Source organism: Kitasatospora sp. NPDC058190 (assembly GCF_042883685.1).
Taxonomy (GTDB): domain Bacteria; phylum Actinomycetota; class Actinomycetes; order Streptomycetales; family Streptomycetaceae; genus Kitasatospora.
The window spans coordinates 44,128-67,422 of record NZ_JBHVVI010000022.1; the positions used below are offsets into that span (position 1 = coordinate 44,128).

The window sequence follows — 23,295 nt, forward strand, 5'->3', positions numbered from 1 at the left end:
TGTCGCGTTCACGTATGCGGTGGCCGCTCCGGTGCTTGCTTCGGTCAGTCCGGTGTCGGGGGCGGCGGGGTCGGTGGTGACGCTGACGGGCAGCGGGCTCTCGGGGGCGACGGCGGTGCGGTTCGGTGCCGTCGCCGCGTCGTCGTTCACGGTGGTGTCGGCGACACAGATCACCGCGACGGTGCCGGCGGGCTCGGGCACGGTGCAGGTGACGGTGACCACCCCCGGCGGCACCAGCAACGGTGTCGCCTTCACCTACGTTCCCGTTCCCCAACTGGTCAGTGTGGTTCCTTCGGCGGGGCCGACCTCGGGTGGGACCACGGTCACGCTGACGGGGAGCGGACTGAGCGCCGCCACCGCGGTCACCTTCGGGTCCGCGCCGGCCGCCTTCACCGTCGTGTCGGACAGCTACCTGGTCGCCACGGTGCCGGCGGGCTCGGGCACGGTGCAGGTGACGGTGACCACCCCCGGCGGCACCAGCAACGGCCTCGCCTACACCTACACCGCCCCACCGGTGGTGACCACGATCGTCCCGACCCAGGGACCGGCGGCCGGTGGCAATACGGTCACGCTGACGGGCAGCGGGTTCACGGGGGCGACGGCGGTGCGGTTCGGTGCCGTCGCAGCCTCGTCGTTCACGGTGGTCTCGGCGACGCAGATCACCGCGATCGTGCCGACCGGAGGGCCCGGGCCGTCCGGCGTCACCGTCACCACGGCCGGTGGCACCAGCCTGCCCGTGCCCTACTACTACCTGAGCAACCCCCAGCTCACCGCCGTGGTCCCCGACGAAGGGCCTGTTCTCGGCGGAACCACCGTCACCGTCACGGGAAACAATCTGTTGGGGGCGACGGCGGTGCGGTTCGGTGCCGTCGCAGCGTCGTCGTTCACGGTGGTGTCGGCGACGCAGATCACCGCGACGGTGCCGGCGGGCTCGGGCACGGTGCAGGTGACGGTGACCACCCCCGGCGGCACCAGCAACGGTGTCGCGTTCACCTACGTTCCCGTTCCCCAACTGGTGAGTGTGGTTCCCACGGCGGGGCCGACCTCGGGTGGGACCACGGTCACGCTGACGGGCAGCGGACTGAGCGCCGCCACCGCGGTCACCTTCGGGTCCGCGCCGGCCGCCTTCACCGTCGTGTCGGACAGCTACCTGGTCGCCACGGCGCCGGCGGGCTCGGGCACGGTGCAGGTGACGGTGACCACCCCCGGCGGCACCAGCAACGGCCTCGCCTACACCTACACCGCCCCACCGACGATCTAGGGTCGCCGCCTCTTCCGAGAGCGGCGCGGGCATCGGAACCCCGCCCCCGACCGAGCGTTTGACAAACAGTGAGCTCCGACAGCGCGGCTGCTGTCGGAGCTCACTGTTCTCATCCCGCCGGATCGTGTCGCGCACGGACCGGCGGTCGGCCGCCGTCCTACAGGTAGGTGTAGGAGGCACCGTTGCTGGTGCCGGCGGGCGTGATCACCGTGACGGGGACGGTTCCGGTCCCGGCCGGGGAGACGGCCAGGACGGCGCCGTCGCCCAGCACGGTGAAGTTCGTGGCGGGGGTGGTGCCGAACAGGACCGACGTCGCGCCGGACAGGCCGTGACCGACGATGAGGACGGGCAGGCCGCCCATGGCCAGGCCGATCGGCGGCACGAGCGCGAGGATGGTCGGCGGGGCCGGCAGCTGGTAGGTGTAGCTGAGGTTGTTGCTGGTGCCGGACGGCGTGACCACCGTGACCGGGACCGTCCCGGTTCCGGGCGGGGCCACGGCCGTGATGGCCCCGTCGAACTGGACGGTGAAGCTGAGCGCGGGGGTGGAGCCGAACAGGACCGCCGTCGCGCCGGTCAGTCCGGTGCCGACCAGGAGCACGGGGTTACCCCCGGTCGTCGGACCGTGCGAGGGGACGAGCGCGAGGAGAATCGGGGACATAGGATTCCTCTTTTCCGATTTCCGAACGCCGGACAAGGCCATTGTGGCCAAGTCGACGAGGCGTTTCCATCACGGTAGGTTCGGGCGCCATCGGGTGGCAATAGGGAATTTGCTAAACGCGGTAGCAAAGCCACCATCGGGGGCGCGCAATCTCTTCAGCGCCTCGCCGGAGGGAGCCGGCCATGACAAAAGACTTGCCACTGGGCATTTTAGGTGAGCGCGAGCGAGCGTCTCCCAGGACGACCATCGAAGAGCTCTCGAGAATCCTGGCATGAATCATGGTGAGAGTGCCCGGAAACTGGGGAGACAACATGCGGAAACCGGCCCAGCAAGCCATCTGACCTGCATGTTCATCCATGCCATGACACAACCGGGAGAGCATGGCGAAGTCTTCGTATTTATTCTTGACAGCGACCCCCGACTGGGCTTTGTTCAGATGACATCACGACTTCGATGACATCCTCGCGATCTGCTGACTGCGATGCGAGTGCGCCCCTGGCGCACTTCATGCGCTGTTTGGATTCCTGGGTTAACCTGCCTCCCCTGCGGGTATTCAGGGGGGGTGCACCGTCAATCGGATGCTTGATCCTCCTCGAAGAATTCTTTAGCGGCTTCGATTGAGTGAGGTGAGTACCACGTCCCACCGTCTGCTCGTCTTCCTCAAGGGCGGCCCGAGTGACATTCCTGAGATCCAGGAAGTGAAATCCGGAAGCATTGAGGATCGGTTGACGATTCCTCGCGGAAACGGCTATGAGCACTTCGAGATCACGCAGGACTTCAAGGACGTCGGGGGCGTGCTGATGCGGGTCTACCAGTGGTCGTACCGGACCGCCATCGCCGAGTAGCGCCCGTCACCGTCTCCCCCGCATCCGACGCCGGCGCCGGGCCCCATGAGCCGCACACCGACGCGGCGCCGTCCCGCATCACCCCTCCCCACACCCCGAGGTGAGCAATGATCAGCAACCTTCCCGCACCGGTACGGAATCAGCGTCCGCGCCGCACCCTCGGGTACGCGTCGTGAGCAGGCCCTCCAGCACGCGCGCACGAGGCGCCACCGGCGAGCGGGACACCATGGTCACCGGCATGGGGTTCTGCCTGCCGGGCGAGGAGCAGCCGCTGTTCACCGCGGACGAGGTCTGGGACGTGGCCGCCAACGGCCGCTCGTGCCTGAAGCACCACGGCGTCTACTACGGCTCCGTCGATCTGCCGGACACGGCCTTCGCGGAGCGCCTGCCGGACCTGCCGGGCATCTTCTCCCAGCACTACACCAACGCGCACCGCTATGGGCTGGTGTCCCTCGTGGAAGCCTGCGCGGACGCCCAACTGAGCATCCGGGACGGTGACCTCACCAACGCCGCCGTCCTGGTCGGGCGCGGGGGCATCGATGCCAACGTCTCCAGCTACCTCGAAGTCCTGCACGCCGACGCACGCACCACCACCCCGAACCAGGCGATGGAGCTGTTCGTCAGGGCTCAGCAGGGACTCACCCCTTCCGACGTGGCACTGGTCCAAGGGGCGCTGATGCGCACGACCGGCCCCTGCTTCACCGTCTCGTGCGGCTGCGCGTCCTCCGCCGTCCAGATCGGCAACGCCCGCCGCATGATCGCGGACGGTGACATCGACCTCGCCGTCGTCACCGGCGTCGACGTGTTCGGTGTGGACGTGATCCAGAACGTCCAGCGTCTGCTGCACGGTGCCCAGCGTGCCTACGATTCCATCCGCGTCGACGGCATGCCCGAACTCCTCCCGGCCTTCGACCGGATCATGAGGCCCTACGACCGACGGGCCGACTGCGTGAACCACGGGGAGGGATCGGTGACCCTGGTGCTGGAAAGCCGCGACCGCGCCCAGCGACGCGGGGCGTACACCTACGGCCAGGTCCTGTCGCACGGTATGACCCGCGACGGCCTGTCCAATCCGCTCGCGAGCGACGAGAACGGCGCGTCACTGGTCGCCGCCATCCGCAAGTGCCTCGGCGACCGGTGGGACATCGGCCAGGTCCCCTACATCCACGGCGGAAGCGACGGCGACGTCGTCGTGACCGCGTTCGAGGCGAACGCGGCCAGGCAGCTCTACGGCGACGCTGTCGAAGACCTCCTGATGACCTCCCAGGAAGCCTGCTTCGGCCACAACGGCGCCCCGGCGGGAGCTCTGGGCGTCGCCCTGACCCTCCTGATGCTGGAGCAGGGAGAGGTGTGCCCGACCGCGAACTGCGAGGAGCCGGCCGACAACATCTGCTTCGATCCCGTCCCCGGCCGCCACACCCGGCACCTGGAGTTCGACTACGCACTGACCTGCAACTACCAGATCGGAGGTGTCAAGAGCGCGATCCTGCTGGGCAGTTCGGACGTCGACTGACCCCCGGCCTCCGGCGGCCACACCGCCGGACGGCGAGCGCTCCCCACCCCCGTTCGCGCAAGCGCGTAGGAGACCATGTGATGGGCCACGCAGAGAACCCGAGAGCCGCCGATGCGCACATCGCCATCGTCGGCATGGGATGCCGACTTCCCCGCGACATCGACTCGCCCGCCGGGCTGTGGCGGCTGCTCGAAGCCGGCCAGGACGCGGTCGGCGAGCCGCCGATAAGCCGCGCGGGGCACGTGGAGGCCGCCCCGGCCCACGCCGCCGCTCCGATGCCGCTGTGGGGGGGCTACCTTCGCGACGTCGCCGGTTTCGACGCCGACTTCTTCGGGGTCTCGGGCAAGGAGGCCGACGTTCTGGACCCCCAGCACCGGCTGCTCCTGGAAGTGACGTGGGAGGCGCTCGAGCACGCCGGAATCCCCCCGGAGCGACTGGCGGGAACCTCGACGGGACTGTTCTCGGGCCTGAGCTACACCGACTACATGGAGGCCCTCTCCGGCCAGCCCCGTGAACTCGAGGGCGCGATCCTGACCAACGGGCACTGCGTCGCCCCGGGACGCATCTCCTACCTGCTGGGCCTACAGGGCCCTTGCGTGGCACTGGACACCGCGTGCTCGTCCTCACTCGTGGCGCTCCACCTGGCCTGTCAGGCCCTGCGGAACGACGAGTGCGACCTCGCGCTGGCCGGCGGCGTCACCCTCATGCTCGGCGCCAGGACGACGATGTCCTTCGCCCGCATGGGGATGCTCTCGCCCACCGGTCGCTGCCGGACCTTCGACGCGGCCGCGGACGGCTTCGTACGCGGCGAAGGCTGCGGCGTCGTCGTCCTCAAACGCCTTGACGACGCGCTACGCGACGACGACCGCGTCCTGGCCCTGGTCCGCGGCTCGGCCGTCAACCAGGACGGCCGCTCCGACGTCCTGGCCGCGCCCTCCGCCGAGGCCCAGCAGGCCCTCTACCACCAGGCCCTCGCCCGATCCGGAACCGACCCGCGCGACGTTGGTCTGGTGGAAACGCACGGCACCGGCACACCCGTCGGAGACCCCGTCGAGTTCTCCAGCCTGGCCGCGGTCTACGGCGTGGGACAGGGGCGCTGCGCGCTGGGTTCGGTGAAGACGAACGTGGGCCACCTGGAACCGGCGGCCGGCGTCATCGGCCTGATCAAGGCAGTGCTCTGCCTCCAGCGCGGGCTCGTCCCGCCCAACCTGCACTTCACCCGGTGGAACCCGGCCATCAGCGCCGAAGGCACCCGCCTGTTCGTCCCCACCAGCCTGTCCGCCTGGCCCACCCGGACGGCCTCGCGATTGGCCGCGGTGTCCTCCTTCGGCTTCTCCGGGACCAACGCCCACGTGATCCTCGAACAGGCCCCCGCCCGACGCCGCACCGTCATCCTCCCCGGCGGTCCCACCGCCGGCACTCCCACGCGCGCGGCCGCCGTCCCCACCGACGCCCCGCCGTCGCAGGCGCAGGCCACCCCGCCCCACGTCTTCCTCCTGGCCGCCGGCTCCCCCGACGCACTGCCCGCCGCCGCCGCACGCCTGGCCCGCTGGCTGGAGACCGAGGGAGCCGCCACCCCCTTGCACGACATCGCCCACACCCTCGCCCTGCGCCGCTCCCCCGGGCACGGTCGGCTCGGCGTGGTGGCCGGCTCCCGCCGTGACCTGACGCACGCCCTGCGTTCCTTCGAAGCCGGTCGAGCCCACCCCGGCGTCGTACACGGCCACGTGGGCGCGGGCGTCAGCCGCCGTCCCGTCTGGGTGTTCTCCGGTCAGGGCTCGCAGTGGCAGGGCATGGGGCACGGCCTGCTCCACCACGAGCCGGCCTTCGCCGAGACCCTGGCCGAAGCCGATGCGCTGATCGCCGCCGAGACCGGGTTCTCCGTTCTGCGAGCCGTCCGCGACCGCGAACACGTCAGCGGCTGCGGCCACGTGCAACCCGCGTTGTTCGCCCTGCAGGTCGCCCTGGCCGCCGCCTGGCGCGATCACGGGACCGAACCGGCCGCAGTCATCGGCCATTCCATGGGCGAAGTCGCGGCCGCCGTCACCGCCGGAGCACTCACCCTGGCCGACGGCGTCCGCGTCATCTGCCGACGATCCGCTCTCCTCACCCGCATCGCCGGGGCCGGCGCCATGGTGAGCGTCGGCCTCGACAGCGCGAGCGTCGAGAACGACCTCGCCGCCATCGGCGACGACACGGTGTCCGTGGCCGTCGTCGCCGCGCCCGACTCGACTGTCGTCGCCGGCACCGTGGCCGTCATCCGGCACCTGACCACCACCTGGCAGGCCCGCGGAGTCGTGGCACGCATGATCGACGTCGACGTCGCCTCGCACTGCCCCCAGGTCGACCCGCTGCTCGCGGACCTCGCCGCCGCGCTCGCCGGGCTCACCCCCAGCCGACCGACCGTCCCCTTCTACACCACCGTCCTGGACGACCCCCGCGACACCCCGATCTTCGACGCCGCCTACTGGTGCGCCAACCTGCGCCGCCCCGTGCGCTTCAGCGCCGCCGTGGCCGCGGCCGCCGCCGACCGCCACCAGGTGTACCTCGAGATCTCGCCCCACGCCGTCGTCACCCGCCCCCTCTCCCAGAGCCTGACCGGCCTGCTCCACGAACCCGTGATCCTGTCGACACTGCGCAAGGGGGAAGACGACCGCACCACCTTCCGCACACAGCTCGCCGCCCTGCACTGCGCGGGAGTCGGCGTCGACTGGTCCCGCCTCTACGCCGAGGGCCGCCTGACCGACGTACCCGCGCTGACCTTCGACCGTCGACCCCACTGGACCGACATCACCCCACCCCGAACGGCCTCCCAGCACGCCGAAGGCGCGCCCGCCGCCCTGCCGGGCACACACACGCGGGTGCCCGGCGACCAACCCCGCCACGCCTGGCACGCCGACACCGGCACCGACGTCCTGCCCTGGATGGCCGACCACCGTGTCCACGGCCAACCGGTCCTGCCCGGCGCCGCCTATTGCGCCCTGGCCCTGACCGCGGCCGGCGAGGTCTTCCACGGCGCCGCGCACGATGTCGAAGCGACCGACATCCACTTCCGCGAGCTGATGCACCTCGACGCCCGCACGCCCATCGGCACGACCGTCACCCTGACCGACGCCGACCGCGCCGACTGCGAGGTCTTCGGCCAGGACAAGGACGGAACCTGGGTACGGCAGGCCACCGCTGTTCTGCGTCGCATCGACGCCGCCCCCCGGGCATCGGCGCTCTCCGTGGCCGCACTGACCGCCGACCACCCCGTCGTCCTGGATCCGCACGCCCTCTACACGAGCCTGCGCGCACGGGGCCTGGAGCACGGCCCGGCCTTCAGCGGCATCACCGAGCTGCACACGTCCGCCCAGGGCGACAGCTTCTGGGCCCGCGTGACGCTGCCGGAGTCGGCACGGACCGCCCGCCACGGCCTGCGGATCCACCCGGTCCTCCTGGACCTGTGCGCCCAGCTCGTCGTCGCCGGCCTGATCCACGAACCGGGCCACGGCCTGGTGCTGCCCGTCCAGATGCACGCCGTGCGAATCCTCGCGGCCCCCGAGGGCGCCCGCTACGCGCACGCCCGGCTCACCCATTGCGCCGCGGACAGCATCGTCGGAGACGTGCGGCTGCTGGACGAGGCGGGAAACCCCCTCGTCGAGATCGACGCACTGCGCTTCATACGCCACGGCGCGCGGACCGACGAAACCGTCGACCGGTGGTTCCTCGAAACCCGCTGGCAGCCCGGGCCACGCCGGGAGAACCTCGAACCGGCCGGCCCGGGACCCTGGCTCGTCATCGGTGAGGCCGACGGATCCGCCCGGGCACTGGCAGACGCCCTCGAACGCGCCGGAGCACGCACCGACGTCCTCGACGCCCCCGTCGACAGCGCCACCCTCCAGCCGCTCAAGCAGACCATCGCCCGACACTGGGACCCCTCACCCGCGCCACGCGCCGTGGTCCTCCTCGCCGCGCCGTCCGCGCCCGACGACGACGCCGCCGCGATCGCGCTGCACCGTACCCGCCGCCTGCTCGCCGCCGCGCAGAGCGCGATCGCGCGCGGCGCGCCCACACGCCTGTTCGCCGTCACCCGATCCGCCCACGATCCAGAGCCGGGGCACCCCTGCGACCCCGCCCAGAGCGCCCTGCGCGGACTCGTGCGCGTCCTGACACACGAACACCCGGAGCTGCGCGCGACCCTCATCGACGCCGACCCCGCCGACGTCGACCTGCACCGGCTCGCGGCCGAACTCCTCACCGACCCCCCCGAGGACGAGATCGCCCTGCGCGGCGACACCCGCCACATCGCCCGGCTGGCCTACACCCCCCTGTCCGAAACCGAACGCGCCACCGCCGTCACCCGCACCGTGCGCTACGGCGCCGACCGCTTCCAGCTCCACGCGGGGCGGCTCGGCGACCTCGACGCCCTGCGCCTGACCACCACTCCACGACGTGCTCCCGGCCCGGGTGAGGTCGAACTGCGCCTCCACGCCGCAGGCGTGAACTTCCGCGACGTGCTCACCGCCATGGGCATGCTGGCGACCGACGACGAAGCGGGCTACCGCATCGGCTTCGAAGCCACCGGCGTGATCACCGCCGTCGGACCGGGCGTCAGGCACCTGCGCGCCGGCGACGAAGTCCTCGCCGCCGACGTGGGAGGCGGCCTCTTCACCACGTTCACCACCCTGCCCGCCACCGCCGTCGCCCCCGTCCCGACGGGCCTGTCCGCCGAGACGGCCGCCGGGCTGCCCATCGCCTACCTCACCGCCTGGTACGCACTGCGCCACGTCGCCAGGCTCACCAGCGGCGAGCGTGTCCTGATCCACAGCGCCACCGGCGGGACAGGACTGGCCGCGATCGCGGTCGCGCGGCGCCTGGGCGCCGAAGTGCTCGCCACCGCCGGCAGCGAGGACAAGCGCCGATACCTGCGCGCGATGGGCATCCGGCACATCATGGACTCCCGCTCACTGGACTTCGCCGAGCAGACCCGCGCCGCCACCGCCGGAGAGGGTGTCGACGTGGTCCTCAACTCCCTCTCCGGACACGCCATCAGGGCCGGACTCGAAACGCTGCGCCCCTTCGGCAGGTTCGTCGAGCTGGGTGTACGCGACATCCTCGCCGACACCCCGCTCGGTCTCGCACCGCTACGGCACAACATCACCATGAGCACGGTCGACCTCGTCGAGCTCCAACACACCCGCGCGGACACCTTCGCCGAGCTGCTGGGCGAGGTCCTGGCCGAATTCGACCAGGGCACCCTCGCCCCGTTGCCATGCGAGACCTATCCGCTCGCGCGGGCCGCCGACGCCTTTCGCCTCATGGCCGGTGCCGGGCACATCGGCAAACTGGTCCTGACCATACCCGGCGAAGGCCACACCACCGCCGTACTGCGCGACCCGCCCTCGCCGGTGCGAGCAGACGGCGCCTACGTCATCACCGGAGGCCTGCGCGGCGTCGGCCTCGCCACGGCCCACTGGCTGGCAGGCCAAGGCGCCGCCCACCTCGTGCTCAACGGACGCACACCGCCCTCGGCCGACACCGAACGGGTCCTCGCCGGACTGCTCGAACAGGGGACCCGCATCAGCGTCGTGCTCGGCGACATCGCGCAGCCCGGCATCGCCGAGCAACTGGTGGCCGAAGCCACCGCCGACGGCGGGACGCTGCGCGGCGTCATCCACGCCGCGATGGTCCTCGACGACGCCGCGGTGTCCAACATCACCGACGACCAGCTGGAACGCGTCTGGCGTCCCAAGGTCACCGGCGCCTGGCGTCTCCACCAGGCCACCACCGGACTGCCACTCGACTGGTTCGTCCTCTATTCCTCCATGGCCTCCCTGCTCGGCAACCCGGGCCAGGGCGCCTACTCGGCCGCCAACGCGTGGCTCGACGCGTTCGCCACCTGGCGCACCGCCCTGGACCTGCCCACGTTGGCCGTGAACTGGGGCCCCTGGGGCGAAACCGGGGTCGCCACCGACTTCGCGACCCGCGGCTACCAGACCATTCCCACCGCCGACGGACTCGAGGCCCTCGCGGCGCTCCTGACCCACGGCCGCGTACGCACCGGCGTCATCCCCGGCCCGCCGGACACCTGGATCCCCTCGGCCGGCCGAACGTCATCGCTGTTCGCCCTCCTCACGCCCGAGGCGCCCGACACCTCCGTACGGACGGTCGGCCAGGACGCGGCGCGCGATGTCCGACGCGAGCTGCGGGCCGCGGAACCCGGCCTCGCCCGCCGCACGATCCTCGAGAACTACCTGGCCGAACACATCCGCACCGTCCTCCGGCTGGGGGCCAGCACCCTGGATCCGCAGACCCCGCTGAACGCCCTCGGGTTCGATTCCCTGCTCCGCATCGAACTGCGAACCCGGCTGGAAGCCTCGCTCGACGTCAGGCTCGCCGGCGACTTCGTCGCGGGCCATCCCACTCTGGCGGCGCTCGCCGACGGCCTCGCACAGCACATCGGCATCGGCCTGACCACCGACACCCCACCGGATTCCCCGGGTGACGCCGTGCCCCGAGCCGTGGAGCTCATCGCTCCCCGCTCGCCGCGGTCGGACCAGGTGCCGGACCCCACAGCCGACACCGGGCCGCTGAGCAAGAACTCATGAGCTCACTCCGCGCCGTCGGCGCGCCAAGCCACTGCCGGACCGCGAAACACGGGATTCCGTCTTCGCCGGGGGAGGGAACCAGGGGACGACCATGACCTCGACAGACCTGCCACGCCTGGACACGCATGACACGCGGGGACGACGCCTGACCATGTTCGTGGAGCCGGAGCCCCAATGCGTACGGCCCGTACGCCGTGCCGTGAAGGCCATTCTCAGCCATTGGGAGATGGCACACCTCATCGAGGACGCCGAACTCCTGACCACCGAGCTGCTGACGAACGCGATCAAACACACCGACAGCGAGCAGCCGATCAGGGTGACGATCGCGCTCGAGCAGCGGTGGCTCGCGATCGGTATTCGAGACCGCTCCGCGAGCGCTCCCCAGGCGCACCGGGCAACCGCCTGTCAAGAAGGCGGACGCGGGCTGCTTCTGGTGGAGAGCATCGCCGGCGCGTGGGCGTACCGTTTCCACCTCGACGGAACCAAGACGGTTTCCTGCCGACTGCCGCTGTGAGGCCGCGCGCCGTCTCCCGCGCCCGCCGTGATCCGGGGTTGCGGCGTCACCGAACCCGCCGCATGAACGATTCGATGCCAATCCTCGCATGCACGCAATTCAAGCGTCCTTTAATATGCAATTCCGGCATCGCTCGAAAGAATCCCCGGGAATGCGAGGAGGCCATGCCGCAAAGCCGGGACTCAATCCCGAATGGACGGCGGCGGCGCACCACTCGCTCCCTGAAATTGTCCCTCACATATCCAAAAAGAAACGTTTCCCCCCCTTGAGCGATTCCGTTGCATGCTATATTTTTCGACCATGCCTGGCGGCCGCCACTAATTCAAGGCGCTTTGCGGCGGCGAAGTCCGATAGTCAGGGGATTTGGATGCTCAGCGCAGAAGAATACAAAGATGCTTACGCCTTGCGCCAGCAGGGCTGGTCCATCTCTGCGATCGCCCGATGCCTGGGCCGTGACCGCAAGACGGTCAGGGCCTACCTCAACCGGGAGCGGAGCGTAGGGGTCCGAGCAGTGACCTGTGATGAGTTCCTGCAGTTCGTCCCGTACTGCCGGCAGCGCCTCGAGGACGATCCGCACCTACAGGCGAAGGTGCTCCACAGCGAGATCGTCGAGCTGGGCTACAACCGCGCCTACTCGACCTTCACCCGCGCCCTGCGCAGGCACCTGACGCGACCGCCCTGCGGACCGTGCCACCGCGGGAGGGGCAGCCCCAGCCGCGGCACCTTCGAAGACGTGCAGTTCGACTGGGTGCGGCTCCCGCCCCCGCCGGTCGAATGGGACTGCGGGCCCGAGATGCACCTGCTCATGGGTTCGCTCACGCAATCCGGCCGCTGGCGGGCCGCCTTGGCCGACACCGACGACCTCCCGCACTACGTGGAAGCCCTGGACCAGGTGCTGCGTCGCCTCGGCGGCACCGGCGAGCGCTGGCTGTTCGACCGGACCCGGCCGGTCTGCTCGACGGCCGGCAAGGTGACCGCCGTCTTCCACGAGATCGCGGTCCACTACGGTGCCTCCATCGCGATCCGCCCGCAGATGGAAGCGTCCGGCCCCGTCGTCCGCGCCCACCGCTCCGTCGTCCTTCACTGGTGGAACACCGCGGCCGACGAACTCAGCGTACGGGCGGCCCAGGACAGCCTCGACCGCCTGACCGAGCGCTCGGACCGTTGGCACCGACGGACGAGTCGCGACGCCCGAGCCCTGCTGCCGCTGCCCCCGAAGCCGTTCCCGGCCCGCATCTGCGTTCAGCGCAGGGTCGATCCTCGCGGACTCGTGTCGTTCGAGGGCAACTTCTACCTGCTCGCCCCGGGTCTCGCCGGTAACGAGGTGGGGATCCGCCGACGGCTGGACGAACCACACCTGTCGATCACCACCACTCGCGGGGCGGTCATCGCCCGTTTCCCGAGGGCTCCGAGGGGGGCGGGCCAGACGGTCGCCGAGCACAGTGGCCCGATCACCTTGGAACGGCCCAACCGGACCTCCACCGCAGCGGCGCGAGCCTGGACGGCGGGAAGGACCCGTCGCCCGCGGTGTCGGGCCGCCACGGACTAGCAAGGGCCAGGCCCTGTCCCGGCAGGACGACCAGCAGCCCAGCAAGCCGCTCGCCGGCGCCGCGGAAACACGAGACGGATCCGCCTCCCCCGCGCGGAGCCGGTCCCGGTACCGCGGATCCGCACCGGAAGGAACGGACTGACGGCCGCCGAGCGCACCAGCACCGTCTTATGGCTACGGAGGAGATCAGCCGGGTATTCGAGACCGTCTGGACCGGTGCCCAACCGCGCGGCGCCGCCGCCCAGCGCGACGAACACGGGCTCACCGCCCAGGAGCAGAACGCCTCAACGCCCGCAGCCGCTTCCAGGCCGGAGCACTGGCTGCCGAAGCGGGCTGGCTCGGACCCTGAAGTCGCCCAGCTGAATCGGGTGAACCAGGGTAGGTCGGGCGACTGTCGTATCAGACGGCGGGGCCTTCGAGGTAGGTGTAGGTGCTCTGGGTGCTGCCGCCGAGGGTGGTGACCGTGATGGTGATTCCTCCGGCGGGGTGGGGTGGGGCGGTGGCGGTGATCGTCTGGTCGGAGATGACGGCGAAGGCCGCGGGGGTGTTGTCGAAGGTGACTTCCTGGGTGGTGCCGAGGTTGGCGCCGGTGAAGGTGACGTCGGTGCCGCTGGTGGGTCCGGTGTCGGGGTTGACCGCAGTCAGGGAGGGCGTGTCGAGGTAGGTGAAGGTCAGACCGTTGGCGGTGCCGCCGGGGGTGGTGACGGTCACGGGCACCGGGCCGGAGGACGGAGCGCTGGGGACGCCGACGGTGACGGCGGTGTCGGTGACGGACTGGATGGGGGCCACCTGGGAGCCGAAGCGCACCGAGGTGGTTCCGGCCAGGTCGGCACCGGTGATGACCGCGGTGCCTCCGCCGGTGACGGGGCCCATGGTGGGGGTGATCCCGGTCAGCAGCGGGGCGGGGAGGTAGTAGAAGGTGCCGAAGGTCGCGGTGCCGCCGGGGGTGGTGACGGTCACGGGGACCGCGCCCTGTCCGGCCGGGGCGCGGACGGTGACCGAGGCCGCGGTGTCGGCCAGGATGGTGGCTTGGCTGTTGCCAAAGTAAACGGCGGTTGCGCCGGCCAGGTCGTGCCCCTGGATGGTCACGACAGTGCCACCGGCGGTGGTGCCCTGGTCGGGGCTGATGCCGGTGGGCGCGGCCGCGTAGGCGAAGCCGTTCACCAGGCTGGCGGTTCCGGTCGCGGTGGTGACGGTGACGGTGGCCGGTCCGGCGGTCCCGGACGGGGTGGTGGCGGTGATCTGCGTACCGCCCGCGTTGATCGTGACGTTGGTGGCGGCGTTGCCGCCGATGGTGACACTCGCTCCGGTCAGGTTGGTGCCGTTGATCGTCACCGCGGTCCCGCCCGCCGCGGATCCCTGACCGGGGCTGATGCCGGTCAGCGTGGGGAAGGGGATCACGCTGACCGAGTTCGGACCGCGGTTGGCGACGTAGACCTTGTTGCCCGGGACGACGGCCGCGCCGTCGGGATGGAGGCCGACCGCGATGCTGGGGATCACCACGGTGCCGGTCGCGGTGTCGAACACGGTCACGTCGTTCGAGACGTTGTTGACCGCGTAGCCCGTCCCACCGGGGGTGACCGCTCCGCCGAAGGGGCCGGTGCCGGCGGGTACGGGGGAGCCCACGACGGTGTTCGTGACGCTGTCGATCACCGTCAGGTTGTTCGCCCCGTAGTCCGAGACGAAGACCTTGCCGTTCGGGGCGCTCCACAGCTGGAACGGGGTGTTGCCCACCAGGATGCTGGGCACCAGGACGGTGTTCGTGCTGCTGTCGATCACCGTCACGTCGTTCGTGATCTCTTTGCTCACATAGACGTTGCCGTTGGGGGCGACCGCCACGCCGGAGGGACCGGAACCGCTGACGGCGATGGGGGAGCCGAGGACGGTGTTGGTGGTGGTGTCGATCACCGTGACGGTGTTCGCCCCGTGGTCGGCGATGTAGGCGTTGCCGTTGGGGGCGACCGCCACTCCCCAGGGCTGGATACCGACGGGCAGGCTCGCGATGAGGACGGTGTTGGTGCCGCTGTCGATCACCGTGACGTCGTTCGTCCCGAAGTTGGTGACGTAGACGTTGCCGTTGGATGCGATCGCCACCCCGCGCGGGCCGCTGCCGACGGGAATGGGGCTGCCGATGACGGTGTCGGTCGCGGTGTCGATCACCGTCACATCGGCCCCGCCCTCATTGGCGACATAGGCGTTGCCGTTGGGCGCGACGGCGATCCCGAACGGGCCGTTGCCCACCGGGATCGACGTCAGTGCCATGGGAACGATCGACGGTGCGAGATCGCTCGTCACACCCGCGGCAACTGCTTCCGGCCTGTGCTCGGTTGATATGCGGGCGATCGACGGTTCCTGCGGTTGCTGGACGTCCGGACGCATGCGGACCCCTTTCGGGTAGGGGCCGCCTGGCCTAGCGCCAGCCTCTTCCAGGCCGCGGCACAGGCCCTCGGATCCCCCCCGGGGCGCCACAGCACGAACGCAAAAGGCTGTCCACCTCGACGAGGGGATGGGCAGCCCACCGGTTCGAATCACCCCTTCCATCCCCGTACCGGCGGCCATCGAAACGCACAAGAGATTGGGCACTTGGTGTGCTGTCGAGATCCTTCGTGGCGCACTGCGTTCTGCGGCACCGAAGCCGACACCGTCGACGTTGGCGTGGAAACGCTCTGCACGATGTGCGTGGAGCAAGTCACACACGTCTCCCACACGATGCGCCGCCTGATCGACGGGCGCGAGTGGCTGACGGTCTTCCTACTGCCCTCCTGTGCAACAGAGTTGAGTCCGGTCGAATACCTCTGGAACACGTGAAGCACAGCCTGGCGAACCTCGCCCACGCCGCGCTCGACCGCCTGGAGGCACTCGTGCCGCCCTGGTCGCCAACAACCCCGACGGCCGCGAGCACAACCGCACCGATTACGTCACCGAAGCCGTCCGTGACCTGGCGGGCCACAAGCTCGTCGAGCCACCAGTACGTCCAGCGGACGGGGCGCAGCGGAACCGTACCGGGCGGACGTGGGGAGCGGTGGGGTACTCACTCGTCGTACAAGTCGTACAGGCATGAAAGGGCGACGACGCAACTCTGGGTCCAGATGCGTTGCGCCGTCGCCCGCTCCTGGTGGTCGTCGCGCGCCGGGTAGCCGAATGCACCGGTGGGGTGCTGCTGGCAGAGCAGGAAGTCGACCCCGTCGCGGGTGATCCGGTGATCGGCCCAGCCGAGCACCCCCAGCCCTTGAAGGAGCGCGGCGACCTCTTCGAGTCGGTAACTCCGGCAGGCGGCCGGCAGCGCGGCCGCGAACCGCTCCGCGACGGAACGCCAGGCGGAGGCGTCGTCGCCGAGGCGAAGCGGTTGGCCGTCGGCATACTGTGCCAAGGCCACGGCGGTGATCGCGGGTGCATGGTTCTCCGCCAGCAGGCTCGCGGGGTCCGTGGAGGCGAGGAGGGAGTCCGCCTGCTGCGCGGTGAGTCGGCCCAGGTCCTGAAGTCGTCTGACTCCACCAGCGGCGGTCGCGGGAACGGCGGTGAGTCCGGTGAGTGTTCCTGCCGTGTCCGTCAGGAACCGGTCGAGGGAGTCGCAGACCAGTCCGCAGGCCGACAGGCCTCGCGCACACTCGGCAACCGCGTCGACGCCCTGCTGCCCCCAGGCCACCGGCTGGGCGAGGGCGCCATCGGCACGTTGCGCGAGGCGTGCGAGAGTCCGGGCGGCGAGTTGCGGCTCCCCCACGGAGCGTGCGGCGCGCGAGGCCGCGCCCGCTGCCGGAACTGCGTCGTCGAAGGGCACCTCGAGAGCGTCGTCGGTCAGCCAGGTGATGGCACGCCGGATCGCGGCTTCGAGTCGTCCCTTGCCGGCGGACCGGGGAGGTGAGGGGCGCGGCCGTCGGATCACGGCTGCGTCGCGGGCGAGGTGGCCGGCCAGCGCTGCCACGATCGTGGTGTGGTACCCGGTGGCCCAGCCGCGGTATTCCGAATCGCCGTTCTCGAGTTCCGGCGGGAGAACGCCGTCCGGCCCGGCGACCCTCCCGCTGGGTTCCTGTGCATCGGCGAGGAACGCCCATGCCCGTTCCGTCTCGGGCGAGTCCCGGATCCCCAGGCACAGCAGGCAGCAGAGCAATTCGGCGACGAGGTCGGCGTTCTCCTTCTGACGGCACAGAAGGCTGAGTGCCTCCAGTAGTTCCACGGCCTGCGGAAGATCGTATCCAGTGGGCCACCGGGGGATACGCCGACCAAAATCGGTGGCGTAGAACACGGTATGCGTGATCGCGTAAATATCGCCATCGCTCAGCTTCAGCACGGATGGATCGGCACAGAGCAAGGAGAAAGACAGTACAGCGTTGGCCGCCGGTACTCCGTGATCGATTCCGGCCAACTCCAGCGTGTGCAGCAGATCCAGCTGCCGAAAGGGAACGCGCTCGAAACAGGCCGCGTAGCGCCCGGAGACCGCTTGGCCGATGAGGCGCTCGAACTCGCCGTCGGGCTGCCCGCACAACCGCTGTGACGCATAGGTGCCCGCGTACAAGAGCAGGGCCCGCTCGTCGCGTGCGACGAGCTCACGGTACGAAGCTCGAGCTGCCACTGCGGTGACCTGGTCGAACAGCATCTGATAGTCGGCATCGCCGAAGGATCCGGACTCCGCCCGGGCGCGCAGTCCGACCAGCAACGCGACCTCGACGAGCGCCTTGCGGACGAACAGCACACGCCCCTCATCGACGGCGTCAGGATCGAAACGGGTGCGGTGTGCGGCCAGCCAGGAGACTGCTCCGCGTTCCACCGTGCGCTGCATGCCAGCCACAGCCGCCCTCCTGATGAGTCGATCCAACCCGGCCGCACGTTTCGCCTGACGCGGGCACCCCCGGACCGGCGCAGTCCGAAGCTAGGCCTGCGCGGCCTCCTCGGTCACGGACGGGACGACGAGCACATACTTGTCCCAGGCCAGCACATAGCCGGAGATTTCTCCGAGCGTGGTGGTCGCACTGACCAACTGCTCCAGAGTGGTGTTCATGTTTATCAGTCCGCTGCTCTGGAGGAAGGCGAGAGCAGCCCGGGCGTCGACAGCAGGGCAGTTGGTCATGATGAACCTCCGTCGGGGCGTGATTTCCGCGGGCCCCTATCCCGCAGGATACTCATCCTCGATCGTGTCAATGATTTACGCGAATGTCACCAGTGAATATATGAATTCACTCGAACAGTCCATCCTGAATACAATATTCTATTGTCCTCGCAGTGCGGATCCACGTAGCCCGCGTCCACGAACACCACCGGGTGGACGGATCGAGCGATCGGGCACGCCATTCGGCCATCGACTCCAGGGCCTTGTCGGCCAAGTGGTCCGGCAACCCGGGGCTGAGCCCGTTCGGCGAGACGGTCGTGTTCCCACGTCGCCACCGCCGAGGGCTTCGTCGGCCGGGTCAACCGACACGCCGTCAGCGACCTCGGTGCGGGCGGGTGGGGTGGTGTCAGCGGGATGGGCGGCAGCGGGCCGGTTGAGGGCGGGGGACCGCTGAGCTTGGCTTCCGCTTGCAGGCGAACGCGAACGAGACACTGGAGGGCTGGCAGGTGTGGCCGCGGTACGCGGGGAAGCGGCCGTCGCGACCGGGTGGACAGGACGTGCGGGATCGTTTCCGGGTAGAGCGCGCTCGGCCGTTCGGGTGAGAAGCAGGCCTTTCGATGGCTACCGTCCGTGTCCTATGGGTTACTCGTAGCGATCACACCCGGTGGGCCGCCCATCCCTTGCCGGGGGAACGCGCTGGACCTCAGGAGACAGGTGCTCCCGGTCCGGCAGCCGTCGGGCGCCCCCGGTCAGGAACCGACGTCATGTCGGCTGTCGTGAACGCGACGGCCTTTGGACGTCGGCGGTCCCCGTTTGACCGGAGGGGACGTCATGATCTCAGCGACTGACCGCCTGACAGCAGGGCCGGCGGCGAAGGACGCGACCGTGCCGGTCGGGGCGTGCCCACCGGAATCGCGGTCCCCCCGAACGGCAGCCGCGCCCATGTGGCGAACAACGCCGTCGGCAGCGTGAACGTGATCGCCACCGCCGCGAGCAGGGTGGCATTCACCCCCGAACGCTCTCTCCTGCTAGGTGAGCGTCCCACCACAGGCACCATCCACGTCCCCAGCGCCTACACCTACCTCACCGCACCCACCGCGTAGACGGGCACCCACGGGTGGCCGCCGGACGGATCCGGCGGTCAGAACCGGCCCGGCGAGAACCTCGACGAGACCGTGGCACCACACCGACACCCGTGACCGCCACACCGTCCGGCTGACGCACGGACGTTCAACCCCTGCGCCCCGGCAGTCCCAGGCCGGATGCCCGAACGGGTGCGACCAGACCAGACCACACCAGAGGGCTCGAGCCACCACGAGCCCGGTCCCAGCACACCCTCGACCCGTTCCCGGACACGCCGCACGCGGCCCCGTGAACGATCCACTCACCACCAGGGAGAAAGCAATGAACCACAGCAAGCTGGCGATCCGCACGTTGGGCGTTCTCGGGGCGGCCGCCCTCATGGTCACCGGCGTGGCCGTCACCCCGGCGGCCGCGCAGACGTTCGTCCCGTGCACCACCGACGCGCTGGCGACCGCCATCACCAACGCGAACACCTCCGGCGGCACGCTCGCCCTTGCCCCGGGCTGCATCTACGACCTGACCACCCCGCTGCCGGACATCCAGAACACGATCACCATCAAGGGTCACGGCGCCACCATCACCCGTGACCCGGCCGCGCCGGCCTTCCGCATCCTCACGGTCGACTCGACGGGAAACCTGGACCTTCGCGAGGCCATCATCGCCAACGGCGACGCGACGGGAGACTTCGGCGGCGGCATCCGCAACGACGGAATCCTCACCGTCAGTCGCAGCCTCATCCGCAACAACCACGCCGACTTCTCCGGCGGGATCGGCGGCAACACCGGGTCCACCACGAACGTCGACCACAGCCTCATCACTGACAACAGCGCGCTCCACAACGGTGGCGGTCTGGGCAACGACGGCACCATGACCATCGACAGGAGCACCGTCGTCAACAACAACGCGCTCGAGCTGGGCGGCGGAGTGGCCAACGACGGCACGCTGAACGTCACGCGAACCGCCGTCGTCGACAACTCGGCATCCGGGCCCACGGGTGCGGGCGGCGGAGTCGCCAACTTCGGCGCCGGCGCCACCACGCTCACCCAGAGCAAGGTCGTCAGCAACAACGCGACCAACGCCCCCGGAGGCGTCTACAACAACGGCGGCACCGTCACGCTCAACTTCACCGCCGTGCTCGCCAACAACCCGACCAACTGCTTCGGCAGCCCCACCCCGGTCCCCGGCTGCGTGGCCTGACCCACCGAGCCCGCTGTCCGCGGCCTCCACACCCCGACGGCGGCCAAGACCTTGGCCGCCGTCGTCGACCGTCGCCCAGTCTCCGACGCTGCCGACAACCAAGGGTTGCCGTCCGCCGACCCCGACGACGCGATCACCCCGCTGCGTCTGCTTCTCGCACGGAACCGGGTGCCGGGTCGCACCGCAGCCGCACTGCTCGCGGCCTCGCCGCCCCATCGACGCCCTGCCCGACGAGGGGGGCGACCAGCGCAAGGGGGGGGCTGACCTGAGGACATGCCCTGTCATATCGGAGGTCGATGATGCCCGTTGACCACGGTCGATCCCGCAGGTCGCGGATCAGGATCGCCGCAGCGCTGACGATCTCGGCGGCGACCGTTCTCGCAGTCTCTTCGTGCAGTTCCTCCGGCGGAACCGCGGAACCGGCGGTGACGATCCCGCCTTCCATGTCCGAGGGAACATCGGCATCGGCGAAGGCCCCGCCCGCCGTGACAATGCCTCCGGCGCACGCCGGGTTCGACTACCAGATCGGCGGGCCGTACCAGCCGCCGGCCGGTGTGTCCGTCGTCAGCCGCGACCACGGGGCGTCCCCGGCAGCGGGGATCTACAACATCTGCTACGTCAACGGCTTCCAGGCCCAGCCGGACGCAGAGCAGGAATGGGACCGGGACCTGCTGCTCCGGGACCAGGCCGGCAACGTCGTCTACGACACCACCTGGAACGAGGCTCTGCTGGACATCAGTACGGACACCAAGCGTCAGCGGATCGCTCTGAAGGTGGACGGCTGGATCGACGAGTGCGCCACCAAGGGCTTCGACGCCGTCGAGCCGGACAACTACGACAGCTACACACGGTCGGCCGGACTGCTGGGCGCGGCCGACGCCGAGGCGTACCAGTCCCTACTCGTCGCGCACGCCCACGGACAAGGCCTCGCCATCGCCCAGAAGAACGCGGCGGAGCTGGCTCCGGACCGGCGGCGACTGGGCCTCGACTTCGCGGTGGTGGAACAGTGCGGCACGTACGGCGAGTGCGACCGTTACGCCGACGCGTTCGGCGACAGCGTGTTCGACATCGAGTACGACGAGCAGGGCCTCCAGGTGGCGTGCGCGACGTGGGGGACCCGCATCAGCATCGTGCGGCGCGACCTCGACGTCGTTCCACCGAGCAGCCCCGGCTACCTGCGCCAGACCTGCTGAACCGGCCCCGCCACCCGCTCGTGCGATGCCCTGCCCAGATCGCATTGCCGAGTTACATCACCCGCGTCAAGGTTCGCTTCGGCATCGCGGGACGGTACGTCTGGCACTGTCACATCATGGACCACGAGGACAATGGAATGATGCGGCCGTTGCAGGTCCTCGATCAGCGCAGCCCTTGAGGCCTTCTCAGCGGTGATCACTCGGCGGCGGGACGAAGAAAAGCGGGAGTCCGCGACCGTGCCCCTGCCGATCGGCCTCCGTATCCGGTGCATCATCGCGCACCTGCTCCCAGCAGGGCGGATGAGGCTATCGGCAAGGGCCGGCCCAGAACCTGACGCTGCAACGGTTCGAACGCTCGACGCGGCCCGCGGGCAGCACCCTCGGGCACGGGCGATCAAGGAAGCCGAACCGCGGCGGACAAAGCGGCGGCGAGGCGCTGCGCGGCCGGTTGTGCCGGGCGGGATCAGACGTAGGTGTAGCCGTTGGTGGCGGTGCTGGCGCCGCCCGCCGTGGTGACGGAGACGTTGACCGCGCCGAGCAGAGTCCCGGGGGGCGTGTAGAGCGTGAGCGTGTGGGTGCCGCCGACGGCGAAGGGCACGGAGGTGCTGCCGAACAGGACCTGCGACGTGGTCGTGGCGTCTCCGGTGGTCGTGATCGTGACGTGGGTGCCGCCGGTGAGCAGTCCGGTGTTCGGAGTGATCGTCAGCGTGCCGGGGCTGGCGACGTAGGTGTACGACAGGCCGCCGAAGGTGCCCGCGGCGGTCGTGACACTGACGTTCACTGATCCGGCCGCGCCCGCCGGGGCGGTGACATCGAGCTGACCGTCGGTCTTGGAGACCACGGTCGCCGCGCTGGCGCCGAACGACACCGCGCTGGTGGTGTCCAGGCCGGAACCGGTGATGACGACCGCGGTGCCGCCGGCCAGTGGCCCGGCCGTGGGGCTCAGCGTCGACTCCACGGGCGCCGGGATGTAGTAGAAGGGCACGCCGTCGCTGACCTGACCGTTGGCGAGGACCACCGTCACCTCCACCACGCCCGCCCCGGCGGGAGACAGGCAGGTGACGTGGTCGGCGCCCGCGTTGTAGGCGACGTCGGTGGCCGGAGTGTCGCCGAACAGCACCTGGCTGACAGTACTCAGGGCGTGGGCCGTGGTGCTGGTTATCGTCACGGAGGTGCGGCCTCCCGTGGAGCCCTGGTTCGGGGACAGTGGCATCGGACTCTCCCAATGGCAGGCACCGCAGTGGGGCGTACTGGTTCGGACGCAGCCAGTAGCCCAAAAGGATGCCCTTCGCCGCAAGGATGCTCACGGGAACTCAGCCAGATGGCCGAGCGCGTGAGCAACAGGTGTTGCGGCGTGCGGGCTGAGGCGGCGCCGGAGGCCGTCGAGTGCCCGGAACGCGTTTCCATGTCTGGGCCCGCTTCCACGGCGACGCGAGTGGCCGGCGCCTCGACGCTTCGTCCTGCCACGCTGGTGGGGTCCGGCATCCGCGATGGGCGTGCGCGGGACATCTCGTCGCGCTGGGCCTTTTGGGTGACTATTCGTCAATACTGTTGCTTCATATCCATTCTTTCGGGTTAATGATGACGTCTGAACCGGCGGGCCGCCCATCCCCGAGCCGGGAAGCTCAACCGGCGGCCCGTCCGTTGTGCCAGCTCCCTCCACTCGGACACCGGGGCTGATCGGTTCGAGCCAGCCCGGTGTCAGCTCGCCGGCATTCGCCGACGCCACCGGTCCAGACATCCCCTAGTCGCGATGGTGGCGGTACCCGCGGCCCGGTTTCTCCCCTTCCGTCCTTCGGACTCGCCGCCGGGCGCGGTGCGCCGGGTCGAGGCAGTGGCCGGACCGCC

Annotated in this window: 15 protein-coding genes and 1 pseudogene; 11 read left to right on the forward strand and 5 right to left on the reverse strand. The window is 70.0% G+C overall.

Features of this window, described 5'->3' with window-relative positions:
- The first annotated feature begins 76 nt into the window (after positions 1-76).
- Positions 77-1,261 carry an IPT/TIG domain-containing protein gene (locus ACFVWU_RS13440; RefSeq protein WP_387619320.1) on the forward strand — a complete coding sequence of 395 codons (1,185 nt, stop codon included), beginning with the start codon at positions 77-79 and terminating at the stop codon, positions 1,259-1,261.
- A gap of 157 nt (positions 1,262-1,418) precedes the next feature.
- On the opposite strand, the gene ACFVWU_RS13445 is transcribed toward ACFVWU_RS13440, so the two are convergent.
- Positions 1,419-1,919, reverse strand: a complete 501-nt coding sequence (locus ACFVWU_RS13445) for an IPT/TIG domain-containing protein (protein ID WP_387619233.1) — start codon at positions 1,917-1,919, stop codon at positions 1,419-1,421.
- Between the two features lie 626 nt (positions 1,920-2,545).
- Between ACFVWU_RS13445 and ACFVWU_RS13450 the strand changes: the two genes are divergently transcribed.
- From ACFVWU_RS13450 to ACFVWU_RS13470, 5 genes are all read left to right on the forward strand, one after another.
- Positions 2,546-2,764: a DUF5988 family protein gene (locus ACFVWU_RS13450; protein ID WP_387619236.1), complete on the forward strand. Its 219-nt coding sequence runs from the start codon at positions 2,546-2,548 to the stop codon at positions 2,762-2,764.
- Between the two features lie 226 nt (positions 2,765-2,990).
- On the forward strand, positions 2,991-4,277 hold the full coding sequence (locus tag ACFVWU_RS13455) for a beta-ketoacyl synthase N-terminal-like domain-containing protein (protein WP_387619322.1): 1,287 nt from the start codon (positions 2,991-2,993) through the stop codon (positions 4,275-4,277).
- 80 nt (positions 4,278-4,357) lie between these two features.
- Entirely contained in the window at positions 4,358-10,867 is a 6,510-nt protein-coding gene (locus ACFVWU_RS13460) for an SDR family NAD(P)-dependent oxidoreductase (protein ID WP_387619239.1), read from the forward strand.
- Positions 10,868-10,958: 91 nt separating this feature from the next.
- The gene (locus ACFVWU_RS13465) at positions 10,959-11,381 is read left to right on the forward strand and encodes an ATP-binding protein (RefSeq protein ID WP_387619242.1); all 423 of its coding nucleotides are present in this window, start codon (positions 10,959-10,961) and stop codon (positions 11,379-11,381) included.
- 367 nt (positions 11,382-11,748) lie between these two features.
- The gene (locus ACFVWU_RS13470) at positions 11,749-12,930 is read left to right on the forward strand and encodes an IS21 family transposase (protein ID WP_387619245.1); all 1,182 of its coding nucleotides are present in this window, start codon (positions 11,749-11,751) and stop codon (positions 12,928-12,930) included.
- A gap of 399 nt (positions 12,931-13,329) precedes the next feature.
- Here the strand turns inward: ACFVWU_RS13470 and ACFVWU_RS13475 are convergent, their stop codons facing one another.
- Entirely contained in the window at positions 13,330-15,192 is a 1,863-nt protein-coding gene (locus ACFVWU_RS13475; protein ID WP_387619248.1) for an IPT/TIG domain-containing protein, read from the reverse strand.
- A 429-nt stretch (positions 15,193-15,621) separates the two neighbouring features.
- On the opposite strand from ACFVWU_RS13475, the pseudogene ACFVWU_RS13480 reads away from it, so the two are divergent.
- Positions 15,622-15,794 (forward strand): annotated as a pseudogene (locus tag ACFVWU_RS13480) (transposase); the annotation flags it as partial.
- 167 nt (positions 15,795-15,961) lie between these two features.
- Here ACFVWU_RS13480 and ACFVWU_RS13485 read toward each other — a convergent pair.
- On the reverse strand, positions 15,962-17,707 hold the full coding sequence (locus ACFVWU_RS13485) for a DUF6895 family protein (RefSeq protein ID WP_387619325.1): 1,746 nt from the start codon (positions 17,705-17,707) through the stop codon (positions 15,962-15,964).
- A 90-nt stretch (positions 17,708-17,797) separates the two neighbouring features.
- Positions 17,798-17,995 carry a hypothetical protein gene (locus ACFVWU_RS13490; protein ID WP_387619251.1) on the reverse strand — a complete coding sequence of 66 codons (198 nt, stop codon included), beginning with the start codon at positions 17,993-17,995 and terminating at the stop codon, positions 17,798-17,800.
- 878 nt (positions 17,996-18,873) lie between these two features.
- On the opposite strand from ACFVWU_RS13490, the gene ACFVWU_RS13495 reads away from it, so the two are divergent.
- The 4 genes from ACFVWU_RS13495 (at position 18,874) to ACFVWU_RS13510 (ending at position 21,626) form a co-directional block, all read left to right on the forward strand.
- On the forward strand, positions 18,874-19,077 hold the full coding sequence (locus ACFVWU_RS13495) for a hypothetical protein (RefSeq protein WP_387619254.1): 204 nt from the start codon (positions 18,874-18,876) through the stop codon (positions 19,075-19,077).
- Between the two features lie 301 nt (positions 19,078-19,378).
- Positions 19,379-20,254, forward strand: a complete 876-nt coding sequence (locus ACFVWU_RS13500; RefSeq protein WP_387619256.1) for a hypothetical protein — start codon at positions 19,379-19,381, stop codon at positions 20,252-20,254.
- Positions 20,255-20,553: 299 nt separating this feature from the next.
- On the forward strand, positions 20,554-21,447 hold the full coding sequence (locus ACFVWU_RS13505) for an endo alpha-1,4 polygalactosaminidase (RefSeq protein WP_387619259.1): 894 nt from the start codon (positions 20,554-20,556) through the stop codon (positions 21,445-21,447).
- Positions 21,448-21,467: 20 nt separating this feature from the next.
- Positions 21,468-21,626, forward strand: coding sequence for a multicopper oxidase domain-containing protein (locus ACFVWU_RS13510; RefSeq protein ID WP_387619262.1), 159 nt, complete (start codon positions 21,468-21,470; stop codon positions 21,624-21,626).
- Between the two features lie 284 nt (positions 21,627-21,910).
- Here ACFVWU_RS13510 and ACFVWU_RS13515 read toward each other — a convergent pair whose 3' ends face one another.
- Positions 21,911-22,660: an IPT/TIG domain-containing protein gene (locus tag ACFVWU_RS13515; protein ID WP_387619265.1), complete on the reverse strand. Its 750-nt coding sequence runs from the start codon at positions 22,658-22,660 to the stop codon at positions 21,911-21,913.
- Between the last annotated feature and the right edge of the window lie 635 nt (positions 22,661-23,295).